General features: G+C 56.3%; 22 protein-coding genes and 2 pseudogenes. 17 read left to right on the top strand and 7 right to left on the bottom strand.

The features are described 5' to 3' along the window. Nucleotides 1-424 precede the first annotated feature (424 nt). The 5 genes from GGD46_RS26970 (at nucleotide 425) to GGD46_RS26990 (ending at nucleotide 6,313) form a co-directional block, all read left to right on the top strand. Nucleotides 425-1,015 (top strand): NodA family N-acyltransferase, encoded by a 591-nt coding sequence (locus GGD46_RS26970; RefSeq protein ID WP_004125869.1) that lies wholly within the window; start codon nucleotides 425-427, stop codon nucleotides 1,013-1,015. A 172-nt stretch (nucleotides 1,016-1,187) separates the two neighbouring features. Beyond that, nucleotides 1,188-3,113 carry an acyltransferase family protein gene (locus GGD46_RS26975; RefSeq protein WP_004125873.1) on the top strand — a complete coding sequence of 642 codons (1,926 nt, stop codon included), beginning with the start codon at nucleotides 1,188-1,190 and terminating at the stop codon, nucleotides 3,111-3,113. Between the two features lie 95 nt (nucleotides 3,114-3,208). After that, entirely contained in the window at nucleotides 3,209-3,490 is a 282-nt protein-coding gene (locus GGD46_RS26980) for an acyl carrier protein (protein ID WP_004125878.1), read from the top strand. Then, nucleotides 3,491-4,699 (top strand): beta-ketoacyl-[acyl-carrier-protein] synthase family protein, encoded by a 1,209-nt coding sequence (locus GGD46_RS26985; protein WP_004125883.1) that lies wholly within the window; start codon nucleotides 3,491-3,493, stop codon nucleotides 4,697-4,699. A gap of 174 nt (nucleotides 4,700-4,873) precedes the next feature. After that, nucleotides 4,874-6,313, top strand: coding sequence for an amino acid permease (locus tag GGD46_RS26990; protein ID WP_004125885.1), 1,440 nt, complete (start codon nucleotides 4,874-4,876; stop codon nucleotides 6,311-6,313). Between the two features lie 465 nt (nucleotides 6,314-6,778). Here the strand turns inward: GGD46_RS26990 and GGD46_RS26995 are convergent, their stop codons facing one another. The 7 genes and pseudogenes from GGD46_RS26995 to GGD46_RS27020 form a co-directional block, all read right to left on the bottom strand. Further along, on the bottom strand, nucleotides 6,779-8,320 hold the full coding sequence (locus tag GGD46_RS26995; protein WP_004125887.1) for a SulP family inorganic anion transporter: 1,542 nt from the start codon (nucleotides 8,318-8,320) through the stop codon (nucleotides 6,779-6,781). Between the two features lie 4 nt (nucleotides 8,321-8,324). Further along, complete coding sequence (locus GGD46_RS27000; protein WP_004125890.1) at nucleotides 8,325-9,017, bottom strand: carbonic anhydrase; 693 nt, start codon at nucleotides 9,015-9,017, stop codon at nucleotides 8,325-8,327. Between the two features lie 549 nt (nucleotides 9,018-9,566). Next, a complete protein-coding gene (locus tag GGD46_RS34040) occupies nucleotides 9,567-9,935 on the bottom strand; it encodes a hypothetical protein (RefSeq protein ID WP_240535516.1) in 369 nt (122 codons plus the stop codon). Between the two features lie 151 nt (nucleotides 9,936-10,086). Then, nucleotides 10,087-10,545 (bottom strand): annotated as a pseudogene (locus GGD46_RS34560) (MFS transporter); the annotation flags it as partial. A gap of 92 nt (nucleotides 10,546-10,637) precedes the next feature. Beyond that, nucleotides 10,638-11,606: a class I SAM-dependent methyltransferase gene (locus GGD46_RS27010; RefSeq protein ID WP_004125894.1), complete on the bottom strand. Its 969-nt coding sequence runs from the start codon at nucleotides 11,604-11,606 to the stop codon at nucleotides 10,638-10,640. Further along, nucleotides 11,603-12,955 carry an STM4012 family radical SAM protein gene (locus GGD46_RS27015; protein WP_004125896.1) on the bottom strand — a complete coding sequence of 451 codons (1,353 nt, stop codon included), beginning with the start codon at nucleotides 12,953-12,955 and terminating at the stop codon, nucleotides 11,603-11,605. Before GGD46_RS27015 ends, GGD46_RS27010 begins: the two co-directional genes overlap by 4 nt. 23 nt (nucleotides 12,956-12,978) lie before the next feature. Continuing rightward, nucleotides 12,979-13,422 (bottom strand): pseudoazurin, encoded by a 444-nt coding sequence (locus tag GGD46_RS27020; RefSeq protein ID WP_004125898.1) that lies wholly within the window; start codon nucleotides 13,420-13,422, stop codon nucleotides 12,979-12,981. A 344-nt stretch (nucleotides 13,423-13,766) separates the two neighbouring features. Between GGD46_RS27020 and ccoN the strand changes: the two genes are divergently transcribed. The 12 genes and pseudogenes from ccoN to GGD46_RS27080 all read left to right on the top strand — a co-directional run bounded on the left by ccoN (nucleotide 13,767) and on the right by GGD46_RS27080 (nucleotide 25,315). Then, on the top strand, nucleotides 13,767-15,383 hold the full coding sequence (gene ccoN, locus GGD46_RS27025; protein ID WP_004125900.1) for a cytochrome-c oxidase, cbb3-type subunit I: 1,617 nt from the start codon (nucleotides 13,767-13,769) through the stop codon (nucleotides 15,381-15,383). Nucleotides 15,384-15,390: 7 nt separating this feature from the next. Continuing rightward, entirely contained in the window at nucleotides 15,391-16,122 is a 732-nt protein-coding gene (gene ccoO / locus GGD46_RS27030) for a cytochrome-c oxidase, cbb3-type subunit II (RefSeq protein WP_004125901.1), read from the top strand. 9 nt (nucleotides 16,123-16,131) lie between these two features. Continuing rightward, a complete protein-coding gene (locus tag GGD46_RS27035) occupies nucleotides 16,132-16,284 on the top strand; it encodes a CcoQ/FixQ family Cbb3-type cytochrome c oxidase assembly chaperone (protein ID WP_028755102.1) in 153 nt (50 codons plus the stop codon). A gap of 1 nt (nucleotide 16,285) precedes the next feature. Beyond that, nucleotides 16,286-17,149: a cytochrome-c oxidase, cbb3-type subunit III gene (gene ccoP, locus GGD46_RS27040; RefSeq protein ID WP_004125903.1), complete on the top strand. Its 864-nt coding sequence runs from the start codon at nucleotides 16,286-16,288 to the stop codon at nucleotides 17,147-17,149. A gap of 376 nt (nucleotides 17,150-17,525) precedes the next feature. Further along, nucleotides 17,526-19,100 carry a cytochrome c oxidase accessory protein CcoG gene (gene ccoG, locus GGD46_RS27045; RefSeq protein WP_004125904.1) on the top strand — a complete coding sequence of 525 codons (1,575 nt, stop codon included), beginning with the start codon at nucleotides 17,526-17,528 and terminating at the stop codon, nucleotides 19,098-19,100. Beyond that, the gene (locus tag GGD46_RS27050) at nucleotides 19,097-19,591 is read left to right on the top strand and encodes a FixH family protein (protein WP_004125905.1); all 495 of its coding nucleotides are present in this window, start codon (nucleotides 19,097-19,099) and stop codon (nucleotides 19,589-19,591) included. The genes ccoG and GGD46_RS27050 overlap by 4 nt, the downstream gene beginning before the upstream one ends. Then, the gene (locus GGD46_RS27055; protein WP_004125906.1) at nucleotides 19,588-21,873 is read left to right on the top strand and encodes a cation-translocating P-type ATPase; all 2,286 of its coding nucleotides are present in this window, start codon (nucleotides 19,588-19,590) and stop codon (nucleotides 21,871-21,873) included. Before GGD46_RS27050 ends, GGD46_RS27055 begins: the two co-directional genes overlap by 4 nt. Beyond that, a pseudogene (gene ccoS / locus GGD46_RS34045) lies at nucleotides 21,870-22,010 on the top strand (cbb3-type cytochrome oxidase assembly protein CcoS); the annotation flags it as partial. The gene GGD46_RS27055 and the pseudogene ccoS, both read left to right, overlap by 4 nt. A gap of 347 nt (nucleotides 22,011-22,357) precedes the next feature. Continuing rightward, nucleotides 22,358-23,038, top strand: a complete 681-nt coding sequence (locus GGD46_RS27065) for an OmpW/AlkL family protein (RefSeq protein WP_004125911.1) — start codon at nucleotides 22,358-22,360, stop codon at nucleotides 23,036-23,038. A gap of 359 nt (nucleotides 23,039-23,397) precedes the next feature. Beyond that, nucleotides 23,398-24,378, top strand: a complete 981-nt coding sequence (thiO, locus tag GGD46_RS27070) for a glycine oxidase ThiO (RefSeq protein ID WP_004125914.1) — start codon at nucleotides 23,398-23,400, stop codon at nucleotides 24,376-24,378. Then, nucleotides 24,369-24,566, top strand: a complete 198-nt coding sequence (gene thiS, locus GGD46_RS27075; protein WP_004125916.1) for a sulfur carrier protein ThiS — start codon at nucleotides 24,369-24,371, stop codon at nucleotides 24,564-24,566. The genes thiO and thiS overlap by 10 nt, the downstream gene beginning before the upstream one ends. Before the next feature lie 524 nt (nucleotides 24,567-25,090). Further along, nucleotides 25,091-25,315, top strand: a complete 225-nt coding sequence (locus tag GGD46_RS27080; protein ID WP_004125917.1) for a hypothetical protein — start codon at nucleotides 25,091-25,093, stop codon at nucleotides 25,313-25,315. Nucleotides 25,316-25,337: the final 22 nt, after the last annotated feature.

A 25,337-nucleotide genomic window follows, 5' to 3' on the forward strand; every position in this document is an offset into this window, starting at 1 on the left:
CATCGCCATCCAGCACTATGATGATTCGAATAAGTGTGAGCAGTCTTTCTCACAGTGCAAGCGGACGCTCCGTTGTTGGCCCATTGAGTTCAATAAGGACTTTAGTCGCACTTATCGGATGCAATCCATTCATCGCATGGATGCGCCACATCCAAATAATCGATTTTACGAATTAAGCGTTATGATCCATTAAAAAGGAACATCGTTTGATTACTATCAAATACATTGATGGCTATCGCAAGCGGTTCGCGAATGGACAAGTATTTGGTTGCAAAGCCGAACAGTAAGGAACCCAGCGCCACGAGCGATCCTATGGGCATGAGGGCTACAGCCGGCGGCAGACGAATGCCTTTTAGGCGCCCTCAACCCGGTGCCTTTCATCGCACAGCTGCTTCAAAAAACACTCGGAAGAGGAGATCTTTGCATGTGCTCTCAAATGCGGTGGAGACTATGCTGGGAAAACGAGCTGGAACTCGCCGATCATGTCGAACTCGCCAAGTTCTTTCGAGCGACCTATGGACCAACCGGGGCCTTTAATGCAAAACCATTCGAGGGAAGTCGAAGCTGGGCCGGAGCGAGACCCGAACTTCGCCTCATCGGCTATGACGTTGACGGGATCGCCGCTCATCTGGGACTGCTACGCCGCTTCATTAAAGTTGACGGAATAGACCTGCCGGTGGCTGAGTTGGGATTGTACGGGATACGCACCGATCTTGAAAGACTCGGAATAAGCCATTCAATCCGAGCCATGCTTCCAACACTCCAGGATCTCGCCGTTCCGTTTGCATTCGGCACGGTTCGGCCGGAGTTGCAAAGACATATCCGGAGGTTCGGCCGTTACGGTCCTGTGACGGTTTTTCCGCACGTTCGCGTGCGGTCCACCTTACAAGAGCCGCGCCTCGATAAGCCGCCCACACGCATCGATGACGCACTTGTCGTCGTTCTACCGATTGGACGATCAATGTCCGATTGGCCTTCTGGTTCGATGATCGATCGCAATGGACCGGAGCTATGACGCTTCTGGGTTGCCAATGCGCCGCATACGTCGAGTGCACCTAGGCAGCAGCGCGTTCATGGTCAACATCAGAGTTGATCCAAGCGCGGGCTTGCTTGGGGAAACCTAAAAGCCACCCTGCGGCCAAACGATCGCGAATCTAATTAGTAGAGAATTACATCAGGTCCCTCCAATGCCGCGTGAAATTCGAACCGATATCCAAGCGTTGCGTGGCTTGGCTGTTTTGCTGGTCGTCCTCTATCATGCACGTATTGGGCCGTTTACAGCTGGCTATCTTGGCGTTGACGTATTTTTCGTAATTTCCGGCTTTCTGATCACCAAGCTGGTCCGGACGCAGCTTGAGCAATCGCGCTTCAGCTTTTCGGAGTTCTATTACCGACGTGCGAAGCGTCTATTGCCGGCGGCCTACATCGTCATTGCGCTTACGACGGTCGCCTCGCCGTTTTTGCTTTCGGACGTGGGGCTGCAGGAGTTCCGCAATCAGGTCATAGGGGCCCTCACATTTTCCAGTAACATCGTTCCTTGGTACCAAGTGGACTATTTCGGCCCCGCCGCCGAAACGATGCCCCTCCTGCATTTTTGGTCGCTCTCCGTCGAAGAACAGTACTACCTGCTGCTGCCTCTCTTCTTGGCTTTGGCGCCGAGGAGATGGTGGCTCATCGGAATAGCGGCGTTCCTTGTCGCTAGCCTTGCGCTATGTTTTTATCTGGTCGCCCAGAACCCATCTGCTGTGTTTTATCTTCTGCCGACCCGATCTTGGGAAATGTCCATTGGTTCACTTGGCGCATTGCTTCCAACGATGCCAGTGGTGTCTGCCGTGCTTGTGAAGTTACGTTTCCCAGCACTCGCGCTTCTCCTCCTTGCCCCGATGGGTTTCGCTCATCCAGTCGTGGATGCCGCTTTGATTTGCTTGGCAACTCTGACCTTCCTGCTTGCGCGCACCCGGGACAACATTGTCGTGCGAGGCATGGCGAGGATTGGCGACATCTCTTACTCGCTCTATTTGATCCACTGGCCCGTGCTTGTCTATATGAGAGCTGTTTGGCTGGCGGAGCCTCCGGCGCTTGCGATCTATGCGGCCGTTGCTTTCTCATTTGTTGGAAGCTGGGCGCTTTACTCGTTCGTGGAGGAGCCATTCCGACGGGGGTACGTCATGTCTCGTCTCCGGCTGGTCTCAGGATTGGCGGCCGCATCGGTCCTTCTCGCCTTCTCGCCCTCCGTTGCCATAGCCACAACCGAGAACAAGTTTGATTTTGCCACCATCCGGCGGATCAACTACGGTCTCGCGAGAGCGTGTGATTTCAAACCCGGTCCGCCTCCTCAGGACGTCCCCAAGAGCTGCCAGACCACAAACAGACCAGAATTGCTGGTCTGGGGCGATTCATTTGCCATGGCGCTGGTTCCCGGCTTAGCCAAAACAATCGGCGAAGGCGGACTAGCTCAGCTCACAATGAGCGGATGCTTCCCGGCCATCGGCGTTGCTGCGGTTTCAAAGGAGTTAGCGTCACCCTTTTCTCGTGCCTTCGGCGAGGATTGCATTGACTTCAATGACCGTGTTTTGGCCGTTTTGAAAAATCGGCCGGAGATCAGTACGGTGGCTATTTCAAGCCCTTTCGATACGCCTGTATCGAATGAATATATGGTGCTTAAGAGGAACGGTGAGACTTTCACCGATGCCAAGGTCTCGCAATATATAACCATTGAGGGGATTAAGGCCCTCGTCGAAGGTGTTCGCGCGTTAGGCAAGCGCGTGGTTGTGGTTGCTCCTCCGCCAGTCGGAAACTTCGACATTGGCGATTGCCTGGAGAGGAAGGCGAGGGGAAGCATTATGCTTGGGCGCTACAGCGACTGCAAAATAGATGTCAGTGAATACCGTCGCAGACGCGCCCGTACCCTCGAGCTGTTAAACGAAGTGGCGCTCAAGGCCGACGTAGAAGTCGTTTCCTACCACGACTTTCTCTGCGACGGCACAACATGCAAAACCGAGATTGACGGCAAATTCCTTTACCGAGATAGCGGTCACCTTTCCTATGAAGGATCTGAGATCATCGCTCGCCAGACAAATCTTGCTGAGAGGCTGATCAGGGCCGCTCGTTAGAGCGTGTTTGGCCAATGCACTCCTTCCATTTCGAGGGAAGAGGCAGGCGCCCTGGTGCCACCTATGCGTCGTAACAAAAATCGATAGGAGACAATATGCCAGATCAAATCGCAGATAACGTCATCGCCATGATCAAGAAAAACGCTGCTGCGCACGGCACCGACAAAGATCCCTCCTTGAGCGACGACGAAATAACGACTGAGACCGAACTGAGCTCGCTCGATATCGATTCGATAACACTGGCGGATATCCTCTGGGATCTAGAGCAAGCCTATGACATCGGCATCGAGTTTAACACCGCCGAAGCTTGGGCAAATCTTAAAAGTGTTGGCGATCTCATTGAAGCCGTCCGCGCTTTGATAGCAAGGGAGGCTTGAATGGACAGGCGCGTCGTTATCACTGGAATAGGCGGCCTATGCGGGCTCGGAACCAACCACGCCTCCATCTGGGACGCAATGCGCGAAGGGCGTTCAGCTATCGGCCCAATTGCCAATTCAGAACTTCACGAGTTGAAGGGCATGATCGGCGCCGAGATCAAGACGCTACCGGAGCATGGCCTAAATTCGAAGCAATCCAATTCAATGGACCGCTTCAGCTTGCTTGCCGTGATTGCCGCACGCGAAGCCGCAAGACATGCCGAACTCTCCATCGACGAAGGAAATACCTATCGCATCGGTGCGACAGTAGGTGTCGGCGTCTGCGGCTGGGAAGCGGTCGAAGCAAACTATCGTGCTCTTCTTTTAGATGGCGCTCGCCGGGCTGCCATCCTTACTGCACCCAAGGTTATGCCGAGTGCTGCCGCCGCTCACGTCAGCATGAGCCTTGGCTTGAGGGGGCCGGTTTTCGGCGTCACGTCAGCCTGTGCCTCGGCCAACCATGCCATCGCCTCGGCGGTGGATCAGATTAGACCTGGCCGCGCCGACGTCATGCTTGCTGGCGGCAGCGATGCCCCGCTTGTGTGGGGCGTGCTGAAGTCTTGGGAAGCACTGCGTATACTTGCACCCGATACCTGCCGCCCCTTCTCGGCCGACAGAAGAGGCGTGGTATTAGGCGAGGGTGCGGCCATCGCGGTATTGGAAAGCTATCAACATGCCGCACGGCGCGGTGCCCCAATTCTTGCTGAAATCGCCGGCGCTGGTCATTCCGCCGATGCGTTCGACATCGTTGCGCCTTCCGTCGAAGGGCCAGTGGCAGCGATGCGAGCCTGCCTTTTAGATGCTGAGCTGAATGCTGAGGACGTGGATTATGTAAATGCGCATGGCACTGGTACCAGAGCCAACGATCAGATCGAAACTGAAGCGATCAAACGTGTCTTCCGGCATCATGCCCACTCAATGTCCGTCTCTTCAACCAAATCCGTGCATGGGCATTGCCTCGGCGCGTCGAGCGCGCTCGAGATGATCGCCTGTGTGATGGCTCTGCGCGAGGGCGTCGTGCCGCCGACCGCCAATCACCGCGAGCCGGATCCCGCTTGCGATCTCGACTTTACTCCCAATGTGCCGCGCGAGCGGAAGGTACACGTAGCGCTGAGCAACGCCTTCGCCATGGGTGGCACGAATGCCGTCGTGGCATTCAAGCGGGTATAGAACCGGGCGTTTTCCTCGCCTTGCCTGTTAATGATTCCGTGCTGAACGTCGGATCTTAGTCGTCTTGGCGCGAGCTGTGCCAGTGGCTCTCTGACTTGGATGATGTTGTCTGCTGGCGCCCGTGAGGTTTGGCCGATCATCGGCGCGTCGATCATGAAGGACGAGAGGTAGTCAATGAATGTAGCACCACGGAACTCCGTAGATTCTCATCGAAAAGAGGATGATCATCTTGCACGTCATCTGTCCAACCGGCACCTCCAGCTTATAGCCATCGGAGGCGCAATTGGAACCGGTCTTTTCATGGGATCAGGAAAGACCATTTCGCTCGCCGGGCCCTCGATTTTGCTCGTCTATGCGATCATCGGCTTCATGCTGTTCTTCGTCATGCGTGCGCTTGGAGAAATCCTGCTATCCAATCCGGACTATCGTTCGTTTGCGGATTTCGCCGGGGATTATCTCGGCCCCTGGGCGCAATTTTTCACCGGCTGGACCTACTGGCTCTCCTGGATTGTGACCGGGGTGGCCGACGTCGTGGCCGTCTCCAGCTACGTGTCATTTTGGATCCCAGATATGGCGCTCTGGATACCGGCGCTTGGTCTTATATTCACGCTTCTCGCCCTCAACCTGCCGACCGTACGCAATTTCGGTGAAATCGAATTCTGGTTTGCGCTCATCAAGATCGTCACCATCGTGTCGCTTATCGTTACCGGTGCTTACATGCTTTCCACAGGCCTCACACTGCCCGATGGAAGCAGGGCATCGGTCTCGCATCTATGGCTGCATGGCGGCTTCTTTCCGAACGGCTTCCACGGCTTCGTTGCCGGTTTCCAAATTGCTGTGTTTGCCTTTGCGGGTATCGAACTCGTTGGAATGACCGCGGCAGAGACCAAAGACTCGACCCGCAACCTGCCGAAGGCAATCAACTCGATTCCGGTCCGTGTGGCACTCTTCTATCTCGGTGCCCTGTTCGTCATCCTCACGGTCATTCCATGGAATCAAGTCGATCCGAATTCGAGCCCCTTTGTCGCTATGTTTTCGCTTGCCGGCCTCGGTATTGCCGCCCATGTGGTGAATTTCGTCGTACTGACCTCGGCGGCATCAAGTGCCAACTCAGGCATATATTCAACATCGCGCATGGTCTACGGACTTGCGACCCTCCGGCTGGCGCCGGGCTTATTCGGCAAGTTGAACCGAAGGAAGGTCCCGGTAAATGCCTTGTTCTTCTCGTGCGTCTTTCTGCTGGCGGGGATCGGCCTGCTTTATTCCGGAGACAATGTCATCGAGGCTTTCACGATCGTCACGACGGTTTCTGCAGTGCTTATCATCTTTATTTGGTCGATCATCCTTGCATCTTACCTGCAATATCGCCGCAAGCGGCCTGACTTACACGAAAAATCGACCTTCAAAATGCCCGGCGGACGTGCCGCTGTCGCGATGGTCTTCGGCTTCTTCACCTTTATCTTGTGGGCTTTGGCGCAGAAGCCGGACACGGCTATCGCCTTGAAGGTTACGCCGCTGTGGTTCGTATTGCTCGCAATCGCCTATGTAGTAGTCAAAAAGGCACGGCGCTCGCGATTGCCCGGCGAGGGCGTAAATGGTCTTGATCAAATATGATGAAGAGTTTCCGCCGGATAAGAAGCTGCGAGACGCCAGTGCGCCATGCTGCCGATGCGTCGTCCCCTGATCGCCTTTTCCGAAGACCTGCTCGTGTAACTCAAGAAAGTGGCAGATGCGCCACCGGGTTCCTGGTTCGTATTGGCGAGTTTGTAGGAAGAACCACGAATTGTCAGAAACACCACACGGCCGGCTGCCAATCAAGCACCGGAGCTGTTCCTTCGCTATCTTGCAAAGGCTCAAAAACGAACCGCGGGCCGGCCTAACAATGCGACGTTCAGCACGCCATTTCGAAGCCAGACACGACGGTCGCTCCTTTTAAGCTGGCCAGCGGACGGACCTCAAAATCTAAGGAGAAACATGCAAGGTTCTCTAAATTATAATTTGCGAGGCGGTTGATCACGGCAGAAGGTCCGGATGGCTGAGAATGTCTTCGCCCATCCGCTGTTCAGCAGTCCCTGCCACTTATCCTGTCGGGTCGGCGGTCTCGGCGGTCAATCGCTTGAAGATTGGCACCAGCCGCGGATGGCGGCCGGCGGGTGGATGCTGAATATCGACCGTGCGACCTAATTTTTTCTGCCGCTTAAGCCAGTCGCGTAAGGTCTCTGCGCAGATATGGTCCACATAGTGCAAATCGCTGCTGGCGATCCGGACTGTGCAACCAGCTGGAAGCGATTCCAAAGTATTAAGGAGCGCGGGAACATCCCTGCAAGTCGCAACGCCACCAAGCGTCAGATGAACCGTCTCAGCATCTTCCATTCGATCGATAGCAAGCTTGCGCCGCAGATAAGGAAGGATCTCGAAAATCGAGAGCGTCAAACCTAGAGCAACACCCACGAGCAGGTCTTGCAGTACGACCATCGCAACAGTCGCAATCCAGATGCCCACGGGAAGCCAACCATGATGATCGAAGAGATCGCGCACGTGATGAAGGCTGATCAGCCGCCAACCCGTCACGAGCAGTATTGCGGCCAGGGCCGTCAGCGGCACCATGGAAAGCAATTGCGGCAGCAACACCGTAAGGCCAAGAATCCAGACGCCATGCAGGACAGCCGATGCCCGTGTACGCGCCCCGGCTTGGATATTTGCCGAGGAGCGTACGATAACACCAGTGATCGGCAGACCACCGAGCAGTCCGCAGAGCCCGTTGCCAATACCTTGTGCAAAAAGCTCCTTGTTGAAGCGTGTGCTGGCGCCGTCATGCATCCGGTCGACAGCCGCAGACGACAGCAATGATTCCGCACTGGCGATGACCGCAATCACCAGCGATGTGACGACGATTCCAGGCTGAGCCATATTCGCGAAACTTTCCACTGTCGGCAATGAAATGCTGTTTGCTAGAGATGCAGGAACCTCGACCCTGGCAATCGGTAGCCGCAATGCAGCCGTTAATGTAGTTCCGATGGCAACGCCTACCAGCGCACTCGGGACCAGCCTCAGCCGGTTGGGCCTGAATTTTTCCCAGCCGATCATCGCGAGCAAGGAAATCAGCCCTATAAGCAAGTCGACGGATTCGCTCGTCATGCCGCCTCCCCAAAGATGTCCGAATGTTCGTTCCATCGCCACGACGTTTTCAATGCCCCCCGCAGCCGGTTTGGCCCCCATCAAAACGTGTATTTGTCCGAGGATGATCAGAATGCCGATACCGGCGAGCATACCGTGAACGACAGCGGGCGAGATTGCCCGAAACCATGATCCGATCTTCAGGAACGCGGCAAGGATCTGCAAAAGCCCAGCAACGATCAGGACCGGCCCGAGCATGGCCACTCCATATTGTTCGACAAAGCCGAAGACGATGACCGCCAGACCAGCGGCAGGGCCCGATACTTGCAGGGGCGAACCCGCCAGCAAGCCCACGACAATGCCGCCGACGATGCCTGATATCAGGCCCATGGCAACAGGCACGCCAGAGGCAACTGCAATTCCAAGGCAAAGCGGGATAGCAACGAAAAAGACGACAAGCGACGAGGCGAAATCGCGCGAAAAAGCGAAGCTGTTATTGGTCATGGCACTACTCCGCTGCAACTGCGGCTAGGACTTGCGGCCGATCGCGACCGGTAACGGCGACCGGTAACGGCCCGTCCTCGCGTATCTTTGTGAAGCGGGCGGCCGACCCGTCGTAAACCTCCACCTCTCCCGTTTCGATATCGAAAAACCACCCGTGCAGCGTCATGTCATTGGTCGCAAGCCTTGCTGCAACGGAAGGATGTGTGCGCAGGTGGTCAAGCTGAACAATGACGTTCTCCATAGCGATAGCGCGGACCTTTTGACGTTCGGAAAGGTCGGCCGGATAGGCTTGGCAAACGATCGAATGCGCAGCGTAACCATGCTTTAGCCAAGCGGCGACGTTGGGCATGGACTTTAGCAATTCGGGACGGCAGAGCCCTTTCATCGCGCCACAATCGGAATGGCCACAAACGATGATGTCTCGAACCGCGAGAGCTACGACGGCATATTCTATTGCTGACGAAACGCCACCGTTTGCGGTTGAAAATGGTGGAACGATATTTCCGGCATTGCGGCATACGAACAGCTCACCTGGTCCTGACTGGGTAATGGTTTCGGGCAAGACTCGACTGTCGGCGCACGAAATCATCAAGGCGTGCGGCTGCTGTCCCTCTTGCGCAAGCTTGCGGTAAAGTGCCTGGTAGTTCGGGAACACGGCACCGCGGAAGTTCGAGATTCCTTTTAGTAGATCACCCATAGCAAGTCCTCATTGTCGGGGTGGATGGAAGCAGGGCGCGCGCGATCGTCGGAATCCGCAATCATTTCGCAACTGCGAGATGGAAGTGTGATACGCAAAGAGGATGCCAAGACGTCGATCGCCTCGTTTATTTCGCACTAATACGAGCATGCTCAGTCATTGACGACAGCTTGTCGCTGTAGTCATTCCAGACATCCAGTGAGCGCGAGCGCTTGATCGTAGGTCCCCAGATCAATGTGATGCTGCAATGCAAAATTTTAGAACTTCATAGTTCCTTGCTTGCTCGGATTGAGGCGCAATGCCGAGTCTGGGAGCCATGGTTCTACGCCCGCTCGTAAGAATAACGACGAGTAGGGGCGCGCGACTACGGACCAGCACCGCAGTATCAATGCGAGGTTCTGACCGACAAGATCGCCGCGGCCAAAGCCATCGCAGCTAGGCCTGCCGCCCCGATCGGCAGCACCGACAAGTCATAATTTGCAATAAGCCTGCCGCCGACTACGGTACCGCCGGCAACGCCCACGTGCATTGCGGTGACATTCGCACCGATTATAATGTCGCTCGGGCTTCGGCCGAGATCCGCAATATCGCTCTGGACGATCGGCGAAATCGACCAGCTCGCGCATCCCCAAATTGAAAGGCTGGCGAAAAAAAGATGCTGCTTTCTGACACGCATAGCAGCAACGTTGTGACGAGATAGATTGCAGGGCTCGCGACCAGCGCGAGCCGACGACCTGCGAGGTCAGAAAGAATACCGGCCAGCACGCCCCCCGCCATGCCCGACGACCCGAAAACGGCGTAAAGAAAGGCCTCCCAGTGTGGCCCGAAGAACCCCTTGCTCGCGGCGTAAGAGGTCAAATAACTGAAGAGGGTGAAATGACCTGCAATGAACAAAATAGAAACACGCTGCGCCATCATCTGATTGCGATCCCGGAAATGAGCTAGATACAGTTTGCCAAAAGGCGAGCGCTTGCTCGGCGACCCGACATTCGGTAGCACGACGATTACAAGCCATATAGCGACGACAGATAGGCCAATCATTGCAAGGCCTACGGCGGCGCCAACCAATCAAATGTGTAATCCACACGCCCAGAGGTACCCCCAAAAAAAGCGAGCCGCTTATTCCAAGGTACACGGAGGCTATGGCACGAGCTCGATATCTTTCCGAGACGATCTGAACTGCACAACCGACGGCGCATACCGATATCTGCGCGCAAGCCATAGCCGTGATGATCCTCGAGGCGCTTATTGGGAGCAGCCCCGATCCACCGATCACAACCGGCACATTGCTCCCTGCAAAGATTGACATGGCCGCGAGGAGCGTCGGTTTTACATCGAAGCGATAGGAAATCAGTGTAGCTATCGGCGCGAAGAACGCGTAGGTGACCGAGAACACTGAAATGAGGATACTTGCTTCGGACTCGCCTACTCCAAGGCTGCCGGCTACATTCGGCAGCACCCCGATGAAAACGTTCTCGGCCAATCCGGTGATAAACACAGCAGTAGTGAGTACGAGAATTCGATTCATACCGCCAACTGCGCTGGATTGGCCGGCGCTTGCGCGGTCTCTTTTCCACCAGCTCTGCCCGATGCTCTCATCAGTCCTCGTATGCCCTGACTTCAATCAGTTTTTTGCGGGCCGAGATGGGCTCCTGCCTCATACCGATTGGACGCCCTGGGAACAGTTTGCAACGAGATCGGCTGCGTAAAGTACTCGTACTTGCCCGTCAGCACGCCTTGCGTGAATTGAAGCGCATGCTTGCCAAAGAACCACTCTTCAACAGCATAGCCGCGGGTCAGTTCGATTGGCGAGGTAAGGTTCAGTCCGGGCATTTCGATCCGATTGACCGTCGTCGGCCGGTTGCATAACAGTCTGAGGTCCTCAACGTGGATCCCGAGCGGGATCTTTTCGAACAAATCGCCAGGCAGAGCGTCGCTGTTCGACAGGTCGACTTTGGTGAATGGCAAAGGGCCGTCGGGTCCTGCCTTTCTAGAGAGGAACTTTTCTACGGCGTGGACATGCGTCGCAATCCCGGGATGGGAATCCCATTTCGCGTAAAAATCAGAGCGTAGTACCTGCCAGTCTGCATAGAGTGAGTCGAGATCGCCCCGATCAAATGAATTCGCGTGCCGGCACTCGTACGGGACCGGATACCGGGAAGTCCCGATGATCGATGTAAAATTGTGAAATCCACCCTCGTTGGTCCGTTGTCTCAACTCGTTGATCAACGGAACCCACACATCCTTGGTCACAAAGTGCAACGACGAGTGTGCCAAAGCCAGGTCGTATCTCTCATCAGGGACGAAATCCTCGATTCTCCCTTCGATCACATCGATATTCAACGAATGTTCGTCTGCAACCGATCGCAGTTTTCTGACCGCGCTCGATGACGGTTCCAATGCAGTTACCGCATGCCCCCTGAATGCAAGAAAGAGAGCGTTCCTGCCTTCGCCGCATCCTAGGTCGACGACCATTGCGTTTCTTGGCAGTTGCTGTTCTATCTCATAGACTTCGACGCTTGGCCCGCCCATCGTCCAGACGTTGGGATCCGAATAGCCTCGTTCCCAAAACCGCTCGCTGTTTTTCATTTAGGAACGTACCTTTCTTCACGGATTTTCACGTGGTCCGAGAAGAGATGATGCGCTATCAGGTTGCTGTACTTGTAACCTTTCCGGGTCAGAGCAATGGCGCCATCGCCCCGCAAATCGATGCAGCCTTCGACTTCCAGAGCATCTATCACCTCCAAAAAATCGGCGCGGAGGTCCCGTCCGAATCGTCGTGAATAATCTGCTTCTGAAAGCTGGTTGAGCGTAAGGTTAAGTATAAAATATCTCAACCGTTCTTCGGATTCGTCTAATATAACTCCGTATTTCAGCAAATTCCGACTAGTCATCTCGAGATGTATATAATCGTCGATGGCTTTGCCGACATTCTTCAGCGCGACGGCATAGTCGAGGCTGTAGTGATATTTCCCGTTATAACTTCGCGCGCCTGCTCCGATGCCTATCATCGGAACACCGAGGAAGTCAGAGGTTTCCTGGCCGTAGGCGCTGGTGCCTTCTGGAAGGCAGGTAAAACGGGTGAAAGATTCCTGTCGATACTCATTGTCCTGCATAAAATCGACATTGCTGTCGTAGATCTCATATTTGAGGCGGTCTTCCACATATTCTTGCGGTCGAGATCGCTGCTGCTTTTGCATAGCAGTGAGCGGCCGGCTGATCGCCGGATAAAGCGAAACGGTTGTTGGCCGAAAGGACAAAATCTGCTCCAGCGAGCGCTTCCAACTTTCCGGCGTTTGACGGAAGAGGCCGTAGATCAAGTCGAGATTGAAGTTATCGAAACGCTTGCGAACTGCTTCAATGGACGAAATCGACACAGAAACCTGATATGGGCGGCCGGACGCTCTCAGTTCGACGGAATCCATCGTTTGGATTCCCATGCTGATCCGGTTCACGCCTTGGTTCTTCAAAAAATCCAGCAGTTCCCCCGACACAGTGTCGGGAGATCCTTCGACGCACACCTCGGTCGAACGGTCGATATTTGGAAAGCCATCTCGAACGGAAGAGAAAATCTGGGCCAGCCGATCGATGGGCAGGAGAGTTGGGGTTCCGCCGCCGATATAGACCGATGCGACAGATCTGTGACCGGCAAATGTTGCATAAAGGCTTATCTGCCAGCAGATCTTTTCGACATAACGTCGAATAAGATCCTCCGTGTGCCGCGTGGTCAGAAAGAGCGTGCAATAGGTGCACCTATATCGGCAAAATGGCACATGTATGTATAACGCTACCGGCGCCTGGTCGTTTGAATCCCACACATCGCTCAATCGAATGTTTTCAAGCTCTTTATATGTCCGTTTTGGGGGGTAGCTGTATACATACGCCTTGAGGTCGCCTTTGCCGATGGCTTCCCTCAAGGAATTTGCAAATGATTGCATGCTCCTTTCTCCTGCGGCCGGCACTATTCGGCAATCTGCGCGAGGTCGGCGTCAAGGCGCTTGCGCACGAGATTTGGAACGGTTGCAGTCTTGATGGCATCGAGATTGGTGGGGCTGTCGCCAACTTGAATGAGGGCCACCATGCCCAAGCTCATATGCGGCGTGCATTTCACCACATAGGCCCCGGGCATATCGAGTTTTGCGCGATATTCCTCGTTCGCTTTAGATTTGAACTCCGGTGCGCCTTTTGGGATCAAACCTTTGAACGTTTCGACATTGTGTCCCTTATCAACCGGAATAAACGTCACCGTGTCGCCTGGTGCGATCTTCGTGAAACCTGGCTCAAAAACCATTGCGCCGTCCGTGCCCCTGTTCAACATCCGGATTTGGTGGTCCGCCGCCATCAGTGGCATCGCTGATGCGGTCAGCATCGCCGTTGCGACGATCGGACAGATTTTCAAACCCATTTCTGATCTCCTTTCGCGATAGCCCGATTAATTGTCCGCCCGAAGCTTTAGGCGCGAACGGGCTGACATTCCTTGAGATCGAGCAATCTTTGATCAATTTCTACGTCAAGCCCGCGCGCCGGTGTCCATCCGCGCGCGGACGAAGTCGCTGCGGCACTCGAGGGGCGCCTCATCCGCGGGTGATCAAAGCGCAGTTGGATGCAATCAGGTGATCATCAAACAAAATCGCGGCGTTCGTTGAGAGAGATCAAGGACTGAGTGCCCGTCACGTGCGAATAGTTCCCAAAAGTGGCGAGAAAGGCGGCCGCCTTTGGCGTGGTCGTCTGTACATCGGGAAGCATGACATGAATTACACCGCTGAAACCATGCTGGTTGCGGTCGGGGCTTTTTTGGCACTGGTCGGCGCGGGGGTCGCTCATGACCAGCTTTTTGCAACCCACATGGGGATACTGTTCTTCTGTTTGCTAGCGGGCACGGTACTGCTTCTGCGGCGAATTGATTTTTCCCCCGTGACAGTGAGCGCCAAACCCAAAAACGGAGCCTATTTTGACGAGGTCATCCGCTATGGATTGATTGCCACCGTCTTTTGGGGGGTGATCGGCTTCCTGATCGGTGTCGTGATCGCCCTGCAACTTGCCTATCCGGATCTGAACGTCGCGCCGTATTTCAATTTTGGTCGCTTGCGCCCACTTCATACCTCTGCCGTCATCTTCGCCTTCGGCGGCAACGGGTTGATAATGACCTCCTTTTACGTCGTCCAGCGCACCTGCCGAGCCCGGCTCTTCGGCGGCAATCTCGGTTGGTTCGTGTTCTGGGGATATCAACTTTTCATCGTCATGGCCGCGACCGGCTATGTTCTCGGGATCACGCAGGCTCGCGAATATGCCGAGCCCGAATGGTATGTCGACATCTGGCTCACCATTGTCTGGGTCGCCTATCTTGTCACCTTTTTGGGAACGATCCTGAAGCGCAAGGAGCCGCACATCTATGTCGCGAACTGGTTCTATCTGAGTTTCATCGTCACCATCGCCGTGCTGCATGTCGTCAACAATCTCGCGATGCCGGTGTCTTTCCTTGGCTCAAAGAGCTATTCGCTATTTTCGGGCGTGCAGGGTGCCCTGACACAATGGTGGTACGGCCACAACGCCGTCGGCTTTTTCCTGACCGCCGGCTTCCTTGGCATGATGTACTATTTCGTACCGAAGCAGGCGAACCGCCCAATCTATTCCTATCGCCTGTCGATCATCCATTTCTGGGCCCTGATCTTCATGTACATCTGGGCTGGTCCGCATCATCTGCATTACACGGCATTGCCCGATTGGGCGCAGACTTTGGGCATGGTCTTCTCGGTGATGCTGTGGATGCCTTCCTGGGGCGGCATGATCAACGGTCTGATGACTCTTTCGGGCGCCTGGGACAAGATCCGTACCGACCCGATCATCCGCATGATGATCGTCGCGATCGCCTTTTATGGCATGTCGACCTTCGAAGGCCCGATGATGTCGGTCAAGACGGTCAACTCGCTCAGTCACTATACCGAATGGACCATCGGTCACGTTCATTCCGGCGCGCTCGGCTGGGTCGGCATGATCACGTTCGGCGCCATCTACTACCTGACGCCAAAGCTCTGGGGGCGCGAGCGGCTTTACAGCCTCCGTATGGTCAACTGGCATTTCTGGCTCGCCACGCTGGGCATCGTTATCTACGCCGCGGTGCTGTGGGTCGCCGGCATCCAGCAAGGCCTGATGTGGCGCGAATACAATAGTCAGGGTTTCCTCGTCTATTCCTTCGCAGAGACCGTGGCTGCGATGTTCCCCTATTATCTTCTGCGCGCCGTCGGTGGTGCTCTCTATCTGGCAGGGGGAGTGATCATGGCCTGGAACGTCGCAATGACCATCCGGGGCCGCCAGCGCGACGAAGCCGCGATCCCCAGCGCTTTCATCGCCAAGGCCGCCGAGTGAGAGAAACATGTCAATACTCGCCAAACACCAGATCATCGAGAAAAATGCTACCCTTCTGCTTGTCGGGTCGCTGTTGGTGGTCAGCATTGGCGGCATCGTCGAGATCGCGCCGCTGTTCTATCTCCAGAACACGATCGAGAAGGTGGAAGGCATGCGCCCGTACACGCCTCTCGAGCTGGCCGGGCGCAATATCTACATCCGCGAAGGCTGCTATCTCTGCCATAGCCAGATGATCCGACCGTTCCGCGACGAAGTGGAGCGTTACGGCCATTATTCGCTCGCCGCCGAGTCCATGTATGACCATCCGTTCCAGTGGGGCTCGAAGCGCACGGGACCGGATCTGGCGCGTGTCGGCGGTCGTTATTCCAATGAGTGGCACGTCCAGCATCTGTCCAACCCGCGCGAGGTGGTGCCGGAGTCGATCATGCCTACTTACGCCTTTCTCAAGGAGAGGGAGGTCACGGTTAAGGATATCGGCATGGATCTCAAGGCGAACGAGGATGTCGGCGTACCCTATAGCCAAGACATGCTGGCGAATGCGGAAGCCGACATGCGGGCGCAAGCCGATCCAAACGCAAATACGACGGATCTGCTGGCGCGATATCCGAAAGCGAAGGTCGGCGATTTCGATGGCGATGCCGCCAGGCTGACCGAGGTGGACGCGCTCGTCGCATATCTGCAAATGCTCGGAACGCTGGTTGATTTCTCGACTTACGACGATGCCACCGGCTATCGCTGAGGTGCCTCCGTGGAAACATACACTGCAATGCGTCACTTCGCCGACAGTTGGGGGCTCCTCGCACTGGCCTTGTTTTTCGTGGGGGCTATAGCCTTCACGCTCCGGCCAGGCAGCAAAAAAGGCGCCAACGAAGCCGCTGACATACCTTTAAAGGACGATTGAGATGTCGGACAAACCTATAGACGAACTCAGCGGCGTCGAAACAACGGGCCATGAGTGGGACGGCATCCGCGAACTCAACAATCCCATGCCCCGATGGTGGGTGTGGACATTCTATGCCACGATCCTCTGGGCCGTCGGCTATGCCATCGCCTATCCCTCCATACCCCTGATCAGGGATACCACCAAAGGACTGATCGGGTTCTCAAGCCGGGCTGAACTGCAGCACGAAATGAACAACGCCAAGATTGAGCAGGCTCGCCTCGATGTTCTGATCGCCGCGAAATCCGTTGAAGAAATCGATGCCGACCCAACGCTGCGTGAGTTTGCAATTGCAGGCGGCGCCTCGGCCTTCAAGGTCAATTGCGCGCCGTGTCATGGCTCCGGTGCCACCGGCGCTCCGGGGTTTCCCAATCTAAACGACGACGATTGGCTATGGGGCGGCAGTCTTCCCGCCATTCAACAGACAATCGCTCATGGCATCCGCTTCGATGCCGATCCCGAGACGCATGTCTCTGAGATGCCCGCCTTCGGTGATGTACTCGAACGCACCCAGATACGCCAGGTAGCCGCTTACATTTGGGCCTTGACCAACACAGTTTCCGATCCGGCAGCGGCCGACGCCGGCAAGCAGGTATTCCTCGACAATTGCGCCGTCTGTCATGGCGAAGACGACAGGGGAAAACAGGAGTTTGGCGCACCAAATCTCGCCGACGCGATCTGGCTTAAGGGGCGAGGGGAGCAAGCGATCATCCGCCAGGTGACCCTGCCCAAACACGGCGTTATGCCAGCTTGGTCTGCCCGGCTGGGCGAAACCACCGTGAAGGAGTTGACGGTGTTTGTTCATTCCTTGGGCGGTGGAAAATAGAAAAGAAAAATCACGAATTCACGTGCATCACAATCTTTATGGCCTGATGGCGATACGGTCAGCAGTCGATCACGATCTTGTCTCTCTACGCAATGCGGTTGCGTTCGGACAGCCAGAAAACTTGCTCGTAGAACTGAAAAAGTTAGCAGCGTTTTGATTTCACTCAACGATCGCAAGCTAGCAAGCTGCTATTCTCCGGGCCTGGAGGACGTCCCTTCGTGCTGTGGCTCGTAGTTCCTCCGGGCCACACCCCCCTCCCGGAGTGTGGCTCTCCTTTTGATTGAGCCGATAGGCTTGCTTTTTCTCTCCCGGACTTGCGTCGAGAACGCTTGGTTCGTCAAATGCAGGATGAGGATCATCAACAGGATGGTATGCGATGATCCTCACCATAGCTCCCATGACAGGTGACGATCGCATCGAACGGACAGGCGCCGACGACGTTGGTGTCCGGCGCAACCGTCAGCCGCTTTATGCCGCGCGAAAGAAAGTGTTTCCAAAGCGAGCGCAGGGTCGGTTCCGGCGATTCAAATGGATCATCATGCTGATCACGCTCGGCATCTACCATCTTTCTCCGTGGATTCGCTGGGACCGAGGTCCATATGCGCCCGACCAGGCGATTCTCATCGACCTCGCCTCTCGTCGCTTCTTCTTCTTTTTCATCGAGATATGGCCACAGGAGTTCTTCTATGTGGCCGGTCTGCTTGTCATGGCTGGCTTTGGCCTGTTTCTCGTAACGTCGGCGGTGGGGCGGGCATGGTGTGGTTATGCCTGTCCACAGACGGTATGGGTCGATGTCTTCCTTGTCGTGGAACGCGCGATCGAAGGTGATCGCAACGCGCGCATGAAACTCGATGCGAGTCCCTGGACACCGGACAAGATTGCAAAGCGGGTCGCCATACATGGCATATGGGTTCTTATCGGCGTCCTCACAGGCGGCGTATGGATCTTCTATTTCGCGGATGCGCCATCCCTTGCTGTTGCCTTATTCAAGGGCCAGGCGCCGGCCGTCGCCTATGCCACGGTCGCCCTTCTCACCTCGACCACTTACATTCTTGGCGGGCTGATGAGGGAACAGGTCTGCACCTACATGTGTCCGTGGCCCCGCATCCAGGGCGCGATGCTGGACGAAAATTCCCTCGTCGTGACCTACAACGACTGGCGCGGTGAGCCGCGCTCCCGTCACGCCAAAAAAGCCCAAGCGGCGGGCCTGGCTACCGGCGATTGCGTGGACTGCAACGCTTGCGTTGCCGTCTGTCCGATGGGGATAGATATCCGCGACGGTCAGCAAATGGAATGCATCACCTGCGCCTTGTGCATCGACGCCTGCGACGGTGTGATGAATAAGCTCGATAAGCCACGCGGCGTGATCTCCTATGCGACGCTAAGCGAGTATGCCGCGAACATGAACCTGGCGACGAATGGTGGCGCGAGCCCTGTGCAACCGCATCTCGTGCGAAACGCCGATGGCGACTTCATCGAGAATATCCAGCACTTCAACTGGCGCGTGATCTTCAGGCCGCGCGTTCTTTTCTATGCGGCTGTTTGGGCAGCGATCGGGGTGGCGATGCTCGTGCATTTGGCGCTCCGGGAGCGGCTGGAACTGAACGTGGTTCACGACCGCAATCCGCAATATGTCCTGGAGTCCGATGGATCGATCCGCAACGGCTATACGCTTCGCGTGCTCAATATGGTGCCGATGCCGAGGAGAATCGATATCCGACTGGACGGCGCGGAGGGAGCGACGATGAAGATCCCCGAACTCTCGAAGGAGGAAGGCCGGCACTTCACTGTCGATGTGGATCCGGACGCGGCCACCTCGCTCAAAGTGTTCGTCACGCAAAAGGCCAAGCCGGAAACAATCAAGGAATTCCTGTTCGTCATAGAGGACGAAAATCATGCGGATCGGGCTACGCACCGGGCCGCCTTCAACGTGCCGGGAGCGCCGAAATGAGAAGCCAAGTTATCACCGGAGGTCCCTTCACCGGCCGCCATATGCTGATCGTCATTGTTGCGTTCTTCGCCGTGGTGATCGGAGTGAACGTGACGATGGCAGTTCTCGCTTCCACGAGCTGGAGCGGGCTTGTGGTGGAAAATACCTATGTGGCAAGCCAGGAATTCAACGGCAAGGCCGCCGCCATGCGTGCTATGGCGAGCAGCGGCATTTCGGGCGATCTGTTACTGCGCCGCGATGTCATTCAGTACGATATTCATAACCGTGACGGGTCGCCGGCGGTGGTTGACGACGTGACGCTGACGTTCAGAAGGCCCGTGGGCGACCGGGAGGACTTCGCGCTTGCACTGACGAAGACAAGCGAAGGCCATTTCGAAGCGAAACATCGCATTGAGGGAGGCGACTGGATCGTGGAAACCGTCTCGCGCAGAGACGGTGTCACGGTAATGCATGAGGCTAGGCGCATCGACACGGCGGAGTTTGGACAATGACCTGCTGCACGATGGACGCGGAAAGCGTCATGACAACGAGCAATAGCTGCGCCAGTGCCGAGGAGATCGTCCTCGCCAGCCATCCGCTGGGGGAGGGCCTTCGTCAATTGGACCTCAGCGTTCCCGATATGCACTGTGGCGCTTGCATTTCGACCATTGAACGGTCCTTATGCAGGTTACCCTATGTAACGCGCGCCCGGGTCAACCTGACTGCGCGGCGGGTCAGTTGCACCTATGTCGAGCACCTTGATAATGCTGTCGTCGATCCGTCGGGTATTCTGTCCGCGATCACCGAAGCCGGGTACCGGGCGCATATTTTCACTCCCGCCGCGCCCCAGACGAATAGTCTGCGCAATCAATTGCTCTTGGCCGTTGGTGTCTGCGGCTTTGCCGCAGCCAATATCATGCTGCTCTCGGTATCGGTCTGGTCCGGTGCAGATGCAGCAACGCGAGACCTGTTTCATTGGATTTCCGCGATGATTACAGCGCCGGCCCTAATTTATGGCGGCCGTTTCTTTTTTCGATCGGCTTGGAATGCCTTGAAGAATGGGCGCACCAACATGGATGTGCCGATTTCGCTCGCTGTCACGCTCTCCTATGCCGTATCGTTGTGGGAGACGATCCATCACGGAGAGCATGCATGGTTTGACGCCTCCGTGTCGCTGCTGTTCTTCCTGCTCATTGGCCGCACGCTCGACCACATCATGCGGCAAAAGGCGCGAGCCGCGGTCAACAGCCTGGCGAGACTTGCGCCACGCGGCGCGCTGGTGATAGCTGCCGATGGGAGCAAGCGCTACACCGCGATTGAAGATATCAGCATCGGTGATCATGTTTTCATCGCTGCCGGCGAACGCATCCCCGTCGACGGCGCCGTGACCGCAGGTACGAGCGAGCTGGATCTCTCTATTGTCACGGGCGAAAGTATACCAGTTGCTGTCGCGAACAGCGCGGAGGTGAGATCTGGTGCGATGAACCTCATGGCGTCATTGACCATTCGCGCGACGAAGACGGCGCAAAACTCGCTGCTTGCGGAAACCATCAACCTTATGGAGGCAGCAGAAGGAGGCAGGGCGCGCTATCGCAGGGTCGCGGATCGTGCAGCCGGCCTTTACGCTCCGGCGGTTCATTTACTTGCGCTGCTTTCCTTTCTTGCCTGGGGCTCCCTTGGTGGAGATTGGAAGCATGCCATGCTTGTCGCCGTCGCGGTGCTGATCATCACTTGTCCTTGCGCGCTTGGTCTAGCAGTGCCGGTCGTCCAGGTTGTTGCCGCAGGCAACCTGTTTCGCCGCGGCATCATGATCAAGGACGGCTCCGCTTTGGAGCGTCTCGCGGAAATCGATGCCGTCGCGTTTGACAAGACCGGCACGTTGACGATGGGCCAGCCGCGGCTCGTCGAGATGGTGGATGTGGGGTCGGAGGAAAGGGCGATCGCGGCCGGAATTGCTGCGCATTCCCGCCATCCGCTCTCTCAGGCGTTGCTGCGGAGTGCCGGCGGCAAGGGGCAACGGTTCGACAGCGTCGTCGAGATACCGGGCGCGGGCCTGGAAGTCGAAACCGCCAGGGGGCTATATCGTCTCGGCCATATGGAGTTCGCTTGTTCGATCCCGCCCCGAGAAGAAAAAGAAGCGGATGACTCGCTCTCCGAGGTCGTTCTGTCGAGGAACGGTATCGCACTTGCCCGATTCTATTTCGAAGACACGCTTCGCCCCGGAGTAGCCGTAGCCATTCGTCAGCTCGGTCTTGCAGGGCTGCAGACGATGATCCTGTCTGGCGATCGGCAAGCCGTCGTCGAGTCGACAGCGCGGCTATTGCATGTGGATCGCTGGATTGCGGAATTGGATCCGAAACAGAAAGTGGAAGAGTGCACACGCTTGGCCGAGGCGGGCAACAAGGTCATGATGGTTGGTGACGGCATCAACGATGCGCCGGCACTTACGGCGGCGCATGTGTCGATGGCTCCCGCGACTGCGTCCGACATTGGCCGACAGGCGGCAGACCTGGTTTTCCTGAATGACCGTCTCGACGCGGTTCCGGAGGCGATCTGCGTCGCGCGGCGCGCGGCAGCTTTGATCCGTCAGAACTTCGCCCTTGCCATCGGTTACAATGTGCTCGCTGTTCCCATCGCTATCGCGGGCTATGCGACGCCGCTTATCGCCGCCGTCGCCATGTCGTCGTCTTCGCTGATCGTCGTGACGAATGCATTGCGACTCAACCACTGGAATCGGCGGGAGCAACTTAGGCATGATGGCAAACATGCAGCCTCAGCAGGAGGGTCCATATGAATATGCTGATCTATTTGATCCCGCTGGCATTGTTCATGGGTACGCTCGGGCTGGGAGGCTTTCTGTGGTCGCTAAAGAGCGGACAGTATGATGATTTGGAAGGGGCTTCGTGGCGCATCTTAGTGAGTGAGGATAATGCGCCCGAGGGGGCGCAACAATCGACAAGCGCCAGTGCAGATGACCCGACGAAACTGCTAAATTCCCAACTGCCTGGAATCCACAGACGGTCTTACACGAAGAGGTTTTTCCGAAATGATGATTCGAAACCGCGTTGAATTGCGCGAGGCTTTCTGCCCGGATAATCCAACACGTCTCATGCCAAACGTCATTCAAGTGACTGAAACGTTGCGAAATTGCCACACAAGGCCAGGGTTTGTCTGCGACAGGCAGTCCAATTTTCTTTAGTTGAGCCGCCTCAAATCCTGACGTGCCAGCCGATGTTACTGCTCCTCGATTCACGAATTTCAGATCGAAGGAGACAAGAATGACTTCCAAGGACATCATACGGGTCATCATCGCTACTGCAATATTGGGTATCGTGAGCACCGCGCACGCTGCCGATCTGACGACACCACCAAGTAGGGCTCCCATTCCCGCGGCAGCCAACAGAAACCCATGGCAGATGCGGCTGCGCGCGCTTGGTGTGATCACTACTGACTCTGGGCGCGTCGACGGCTTGCCGGGTTCGGATCTTTCCTTTTCGGACACGGTCGTGCCGGAATTCGACATCTCGTATTTCTTCACCGAGAATATCGCCGCTGAACTCATCCTGGGCACAACCTACGCTAAGGTGCATGGCGGCGGCTCGATTTCAGCGCTCGGCGAGATCGGCAAGACTTGGCTGCTGCCGCCAACGCTCACCCTACAATACCATTTCACCGACCTTGGCGCTTTTCGGCCATATGTCGGCGCCGGCCTCAACTATACGCTGTTTTACAACCAGTCGGGAAAAAGTGCTCGCAGCCTTGATGTCAAGAACTCCTTCGGTGTCGCGCTCCAGGCCGGCTTCGACTATATGATCGACGATCACTGGGGTGTGAACGTCGACGCCAAAAAGATCTTCCTAAGGCCTGATTTCGACGCCAACGTCGGCGGGGCCAACGTCAGCGGCAAGGCCAGGCTCGATCCATGGCTGCTTGGCGCGGGCGTAACCTATCGTTTCTAGGCCCTCATAAAATCGCTTGGTGTTTAGCGACTTGCGTCATCCAAGGCTCGACCAGCGTTTGGATGGCGTTGGCGTTAGTGATGCTGGGTACGTGCATGCCGACTTGGTCATCAACTTTATGAGAAGATCAAGGTCAACTCGAAGTGGAGTAACTTGAGAAATGGACAAATTCGCAAGCAAGTCACAGCACCGCCGAGCACCCAAAGAGTTCACTTGAGCCTCGTATCCAGGTGCGGCCCGAATTCTGCTCGTACGAATATCGCACGACATCGACGCCGAGGCGCAAAAGGAGGGGCTGGATTACGTAGTCGCAAATGCCCGTAAGGGGGCGATCTCTATATGCCTATGGGAGCATGACATTGCGGGTTCTCGTTAAGGGCGCCGGAATTGCCGGCCTAACAGTAGCACGTCAACTGTGCGCGCGCGGCGCTCACGTAACAGTCTCCGACCCGCATCTTGGATTCGGGCGCTCTGCATCCTGGCTCGCCGGCGGCATGCTGGCGCCCTGGTGCGAGCGGGTAAACGCCGACGAGAGAGTAATGACGTTGGGGAAAATGGCCGTGGAATGGTGGGATGCCGTCCTGCCCGGCCAAGTCATTCATAAAGGGACACTGGTCGCCGCACCTCAGCGGGATTCGGGCGAACTCGGCCGCTTTGCGGCCCGTACGTCTGGGTATGAATGGTTGGACGAAGATGGCATAGCCGAGCTGGATCCCGCCCTTGCACAGCGTTTTCGCAGGGGTCTGTTCTTCCAACATGAAGCTCATCTGAACCCCCGTCAGGCGCTACGGACGTTGAAAGAGCTGCTGTCGGCAGCAGGCGTCGTCTTTACTAGCGATGATGTGAGCGAAGACGATTTCCCAGATATCGTTGATTGCACCGGTGCTGCCCGCATCGGGCAAAGTCGCGATCTGCGCGGCGTGCGCGGCGAAATGCTCTATCTGCATACAGAGGAGGTCATGCTCGCCAGGCCTATCCGCCTGCTGCATCCTCGCTTTCCCGTCTATGTCGTCCCTCGCGGCGAAGGCCTGTTTATGGTCGGGGCGACGATGATCGAGACGGAATTCGACGGGGCGATCACCGCACGCTCGACGATGGAACTGCTGAACGCAGCCTATACACTGCATCCGGCCTTTGCGGACGCCACCGTGGTCGAAACTGGCGCCGGCATCCGCCCGGCCTTTCCCGACAATTTTCCGCGCGTGATGCGGGACGGCAGAGTCATCCACGTGAACGGCCTTTATCGCCACGGTTTTCTGCTGGCGCCCACAATGGCGGCCGAAGCGGCCGATCTCGTCTTTTCCGATCGGACGAAGCAAAGGAGTTTCCAATGCACCTGATCATCAATGGCGAAACGCAGTCCATCGCCGCTAAGACGCTTTCGCAGCTTTTGGCCGCACTCGACCATGAAGGCGACTGGCTGGCAACAGCCGCCAACGGCGAACTGGTTCATCGCGAAGATCGCGACGAACATATTTTCGCCGACTATGACAGGATCGAGATACTGACACCCATGCAAGGAGGCTGATCGTGCTCGATCTCTATGGAAGCCAGATTGGGTCACCCTGCTGCTCGGCACCGCCCGCTATCCCTCGCCAGCCGTCCTAGCCCATGCGGTCACGCGCGCCGCAGAGTCTTGATCGCATCGGGGATCGAAGGCGCGAATCGGCAGCATAGCGCTTGTGGTGATCGTCGGCTGACTGTGGAACGCGTCGCCGGTCTTCGAGAACGGGGCGGATAGTGCTGCAGTGGTGAGGGATACTCTATTGCATGCGAATCCTAAGCTGAACCAGGCGATGGATCGGAGTAAAGAGGCCTAGAGGTGCCCTAAACAACATCGCGCATTGGGAGCCGAAGCGCCGAGACACTGCACCCATGCCTGAAACGAAAAAATTTTGAACCAGCAAACAAAATGGACGCTGCGGCAAAATTCGGGATGCGTGGCTAACGACACGTCACGGTTAATCTTTTAGAAAATAAGCATAATCGCAGTGCAGTTAAGAGAGAAATGCAGGACAGGTCTACAACAAGTCAACCTTCAGGGGACGTCTCATGGAACCTCATCTACCCACAACAATACAGATCAGCGCCCCTCAACATGCCGCGAATAATCCATATCGCGTCATCGAGGGCGAGGAGGTGCTTTCCGTGGCATTCCGTGAATTCGTGCTGACGGCCGTCGCTGCCGGTTGGAAGGAGCCGGAGGTCGCTTTGACCTTGGCCGACATCGCAGATGACTACGTTATGGCTCTCGCTCGAAGAGCTGCGGCCAATTAGTATTGAGTTCCATCTGCGTTCA

The organism is Martinezella lusitana, assembly GCF_014207095.1.
Lineage (GTDB): Bacteria > Pseudomonadota > Alphaproteobacteria > Rhizobiales > Rhizobiaceae > Rhizobium > Rhizobium lusitanum_B.

What these genes read in the sequence shown, in the direction of transcription:
- GGD46_RS27080 (WP_004125917.1), top strand. Translation starts at nt 25,091, where the DNA reads ATGGAACCTCATCTACCCACAACAATACAGATCAGCGCCCCTCAACAT.
- GGD46_RS26995 (WP_004125887.1), bottom strand. Translation starts at nt 8,320, where the DNA reads ATGACCAATAACAGCTTCGCTTTTTCGCGCGATTTCGCCTCGTCGCTT.
- GGD46_RS26970 (WP_004125869.1), top strand. Translation starts at nt 425, where the DNA reads ATGTGCTCTCAAATGCGGTGGAGACTATGCTGGGAAAACGAGCTGGAA.
- GGD46_RS27010 (WP_004125894.1), bottom strand. Translation starts at nt 11,606, where the DNA reads ATGAAAAACAGCGAGCGGTTTTGGGAACGAGGCTATTCGGATCCCAAC.
- ccoP (WP_004125903.1), top strand. Translation starts at nt 16,286, where the DNA reads ATGTCGGACAAACCTATAGACGAACTCAGCGGCGTCGAAACAACGGGC.
- GGD46_RS26980 (WP_004125878.1), top strand. Translation starts at nt 3,209, where the DNA reads ATGCCAGATCAAATCGCAGATAACGTCATCGCCATGATCAAGAAAAAC.
- GGD46_RS27020 (WP_004125898.1), bottom strand. Translation starts at nt 13,422, where the DNA reads ATGGGTTTGAAAATCTGTCCGATCGTCGCAACGGCGATGCTGACCGCA.
- GGD46_RS27015 (WP_004125896.1), bottom strand. Translation starts at nt 12,955, where the DNA reads ATGCAATCATTTGCAAATTCCTTGAGGGAAGCCATCGGCAAAGGCGAC.
- GGD46_RS26975 (WP_004125873.1), top strand. Translation starts at nt 1,188, where the DNA reads ATGCCGCGTGAAATTCGAACCGATATCCAAGCGTTGCGTGGCTTGGCT.
- thiS (WP_004125916.1), top strand. Translation starts at nt 24,369, where the DNA reads ATGCACCTGATCATCAATGGCGAAACGCAGTCCATCGCCGCTAAGACG.
- GGD46_RS26985 (WP_004125883.1), top strand. Translation starts at nt 3,491, where the DNA reads ATGGACAGGCGCGTCGTTATCACTGGAATAGGCGGCCTATGCGGGCTC.
- GGD46_RS27065 (WP_004125911.1), top strand. Translation starts at nt 22,358, where the DNA reads ATGACTTCCAAGGACATCATACGGGTCATCATCGCTACTGCAATATTG.
- ccoG (WP_004125904.1), top strand. Translation starts at nt 17,526, where the DNA reads ATGATCCTCACCATAGCTCCCATGACAGGTGACGATCGCATCGAACGG.
- GGD46_RS27000 (WP_004125890.1), bottom strand. Translation starts at nt 9,017, where the DNA reads ATGGGTGATCTACTAAAAGGAATCTCGAACTTCCGCGGTGCCGTGTTC.
- ccoO (WP_004125901.1), top strand. Translation starts at nt 15,391, where the DNA reads ATGTCAATACTCGCCAAACACCAGATCATCGAGAAAAATGCTACCCTT.
- GGD46_RS27055 (WP_004125906.1), top strand. Translation starts at nt 19,588, where the DNA reads ATGACCTGCTGCACGATGGACGCGGAAAGCGTCATGACAACGAGCAAT.
- GGD46_RS27050 (WP_004125905.1), top strand. Translation starts at nt 19,097, where the DNA reads ATGAGAAGCCAAGTTATCACCGGAGGTCCCTTCACCGGCCGCCATATG.
- ccoN (WP_004125900.1), top strand. Translation starts at nt 13,767, where the DNA reads ATGAATTACACCGCTGAAACCATGCTGGTTGCGGTCGGGGCTTTTTTG.
- GGD46_RS26990 (WP_004125885.1), top strand. Translation starts at nt 4,874, where the DNA reads ATGAATGTAGCACCACGGAACTCCGTAGATTCTCATCGAAAAGAGGAT.
- GGD46_RS34040 (WP_240535516.1), bottom strand. Translation starts at nt 9,935, where the DNA reads ATGATGGCGCAGCGTGTTTCTATTTTGTTCATTGCAGGTCATTTCACC.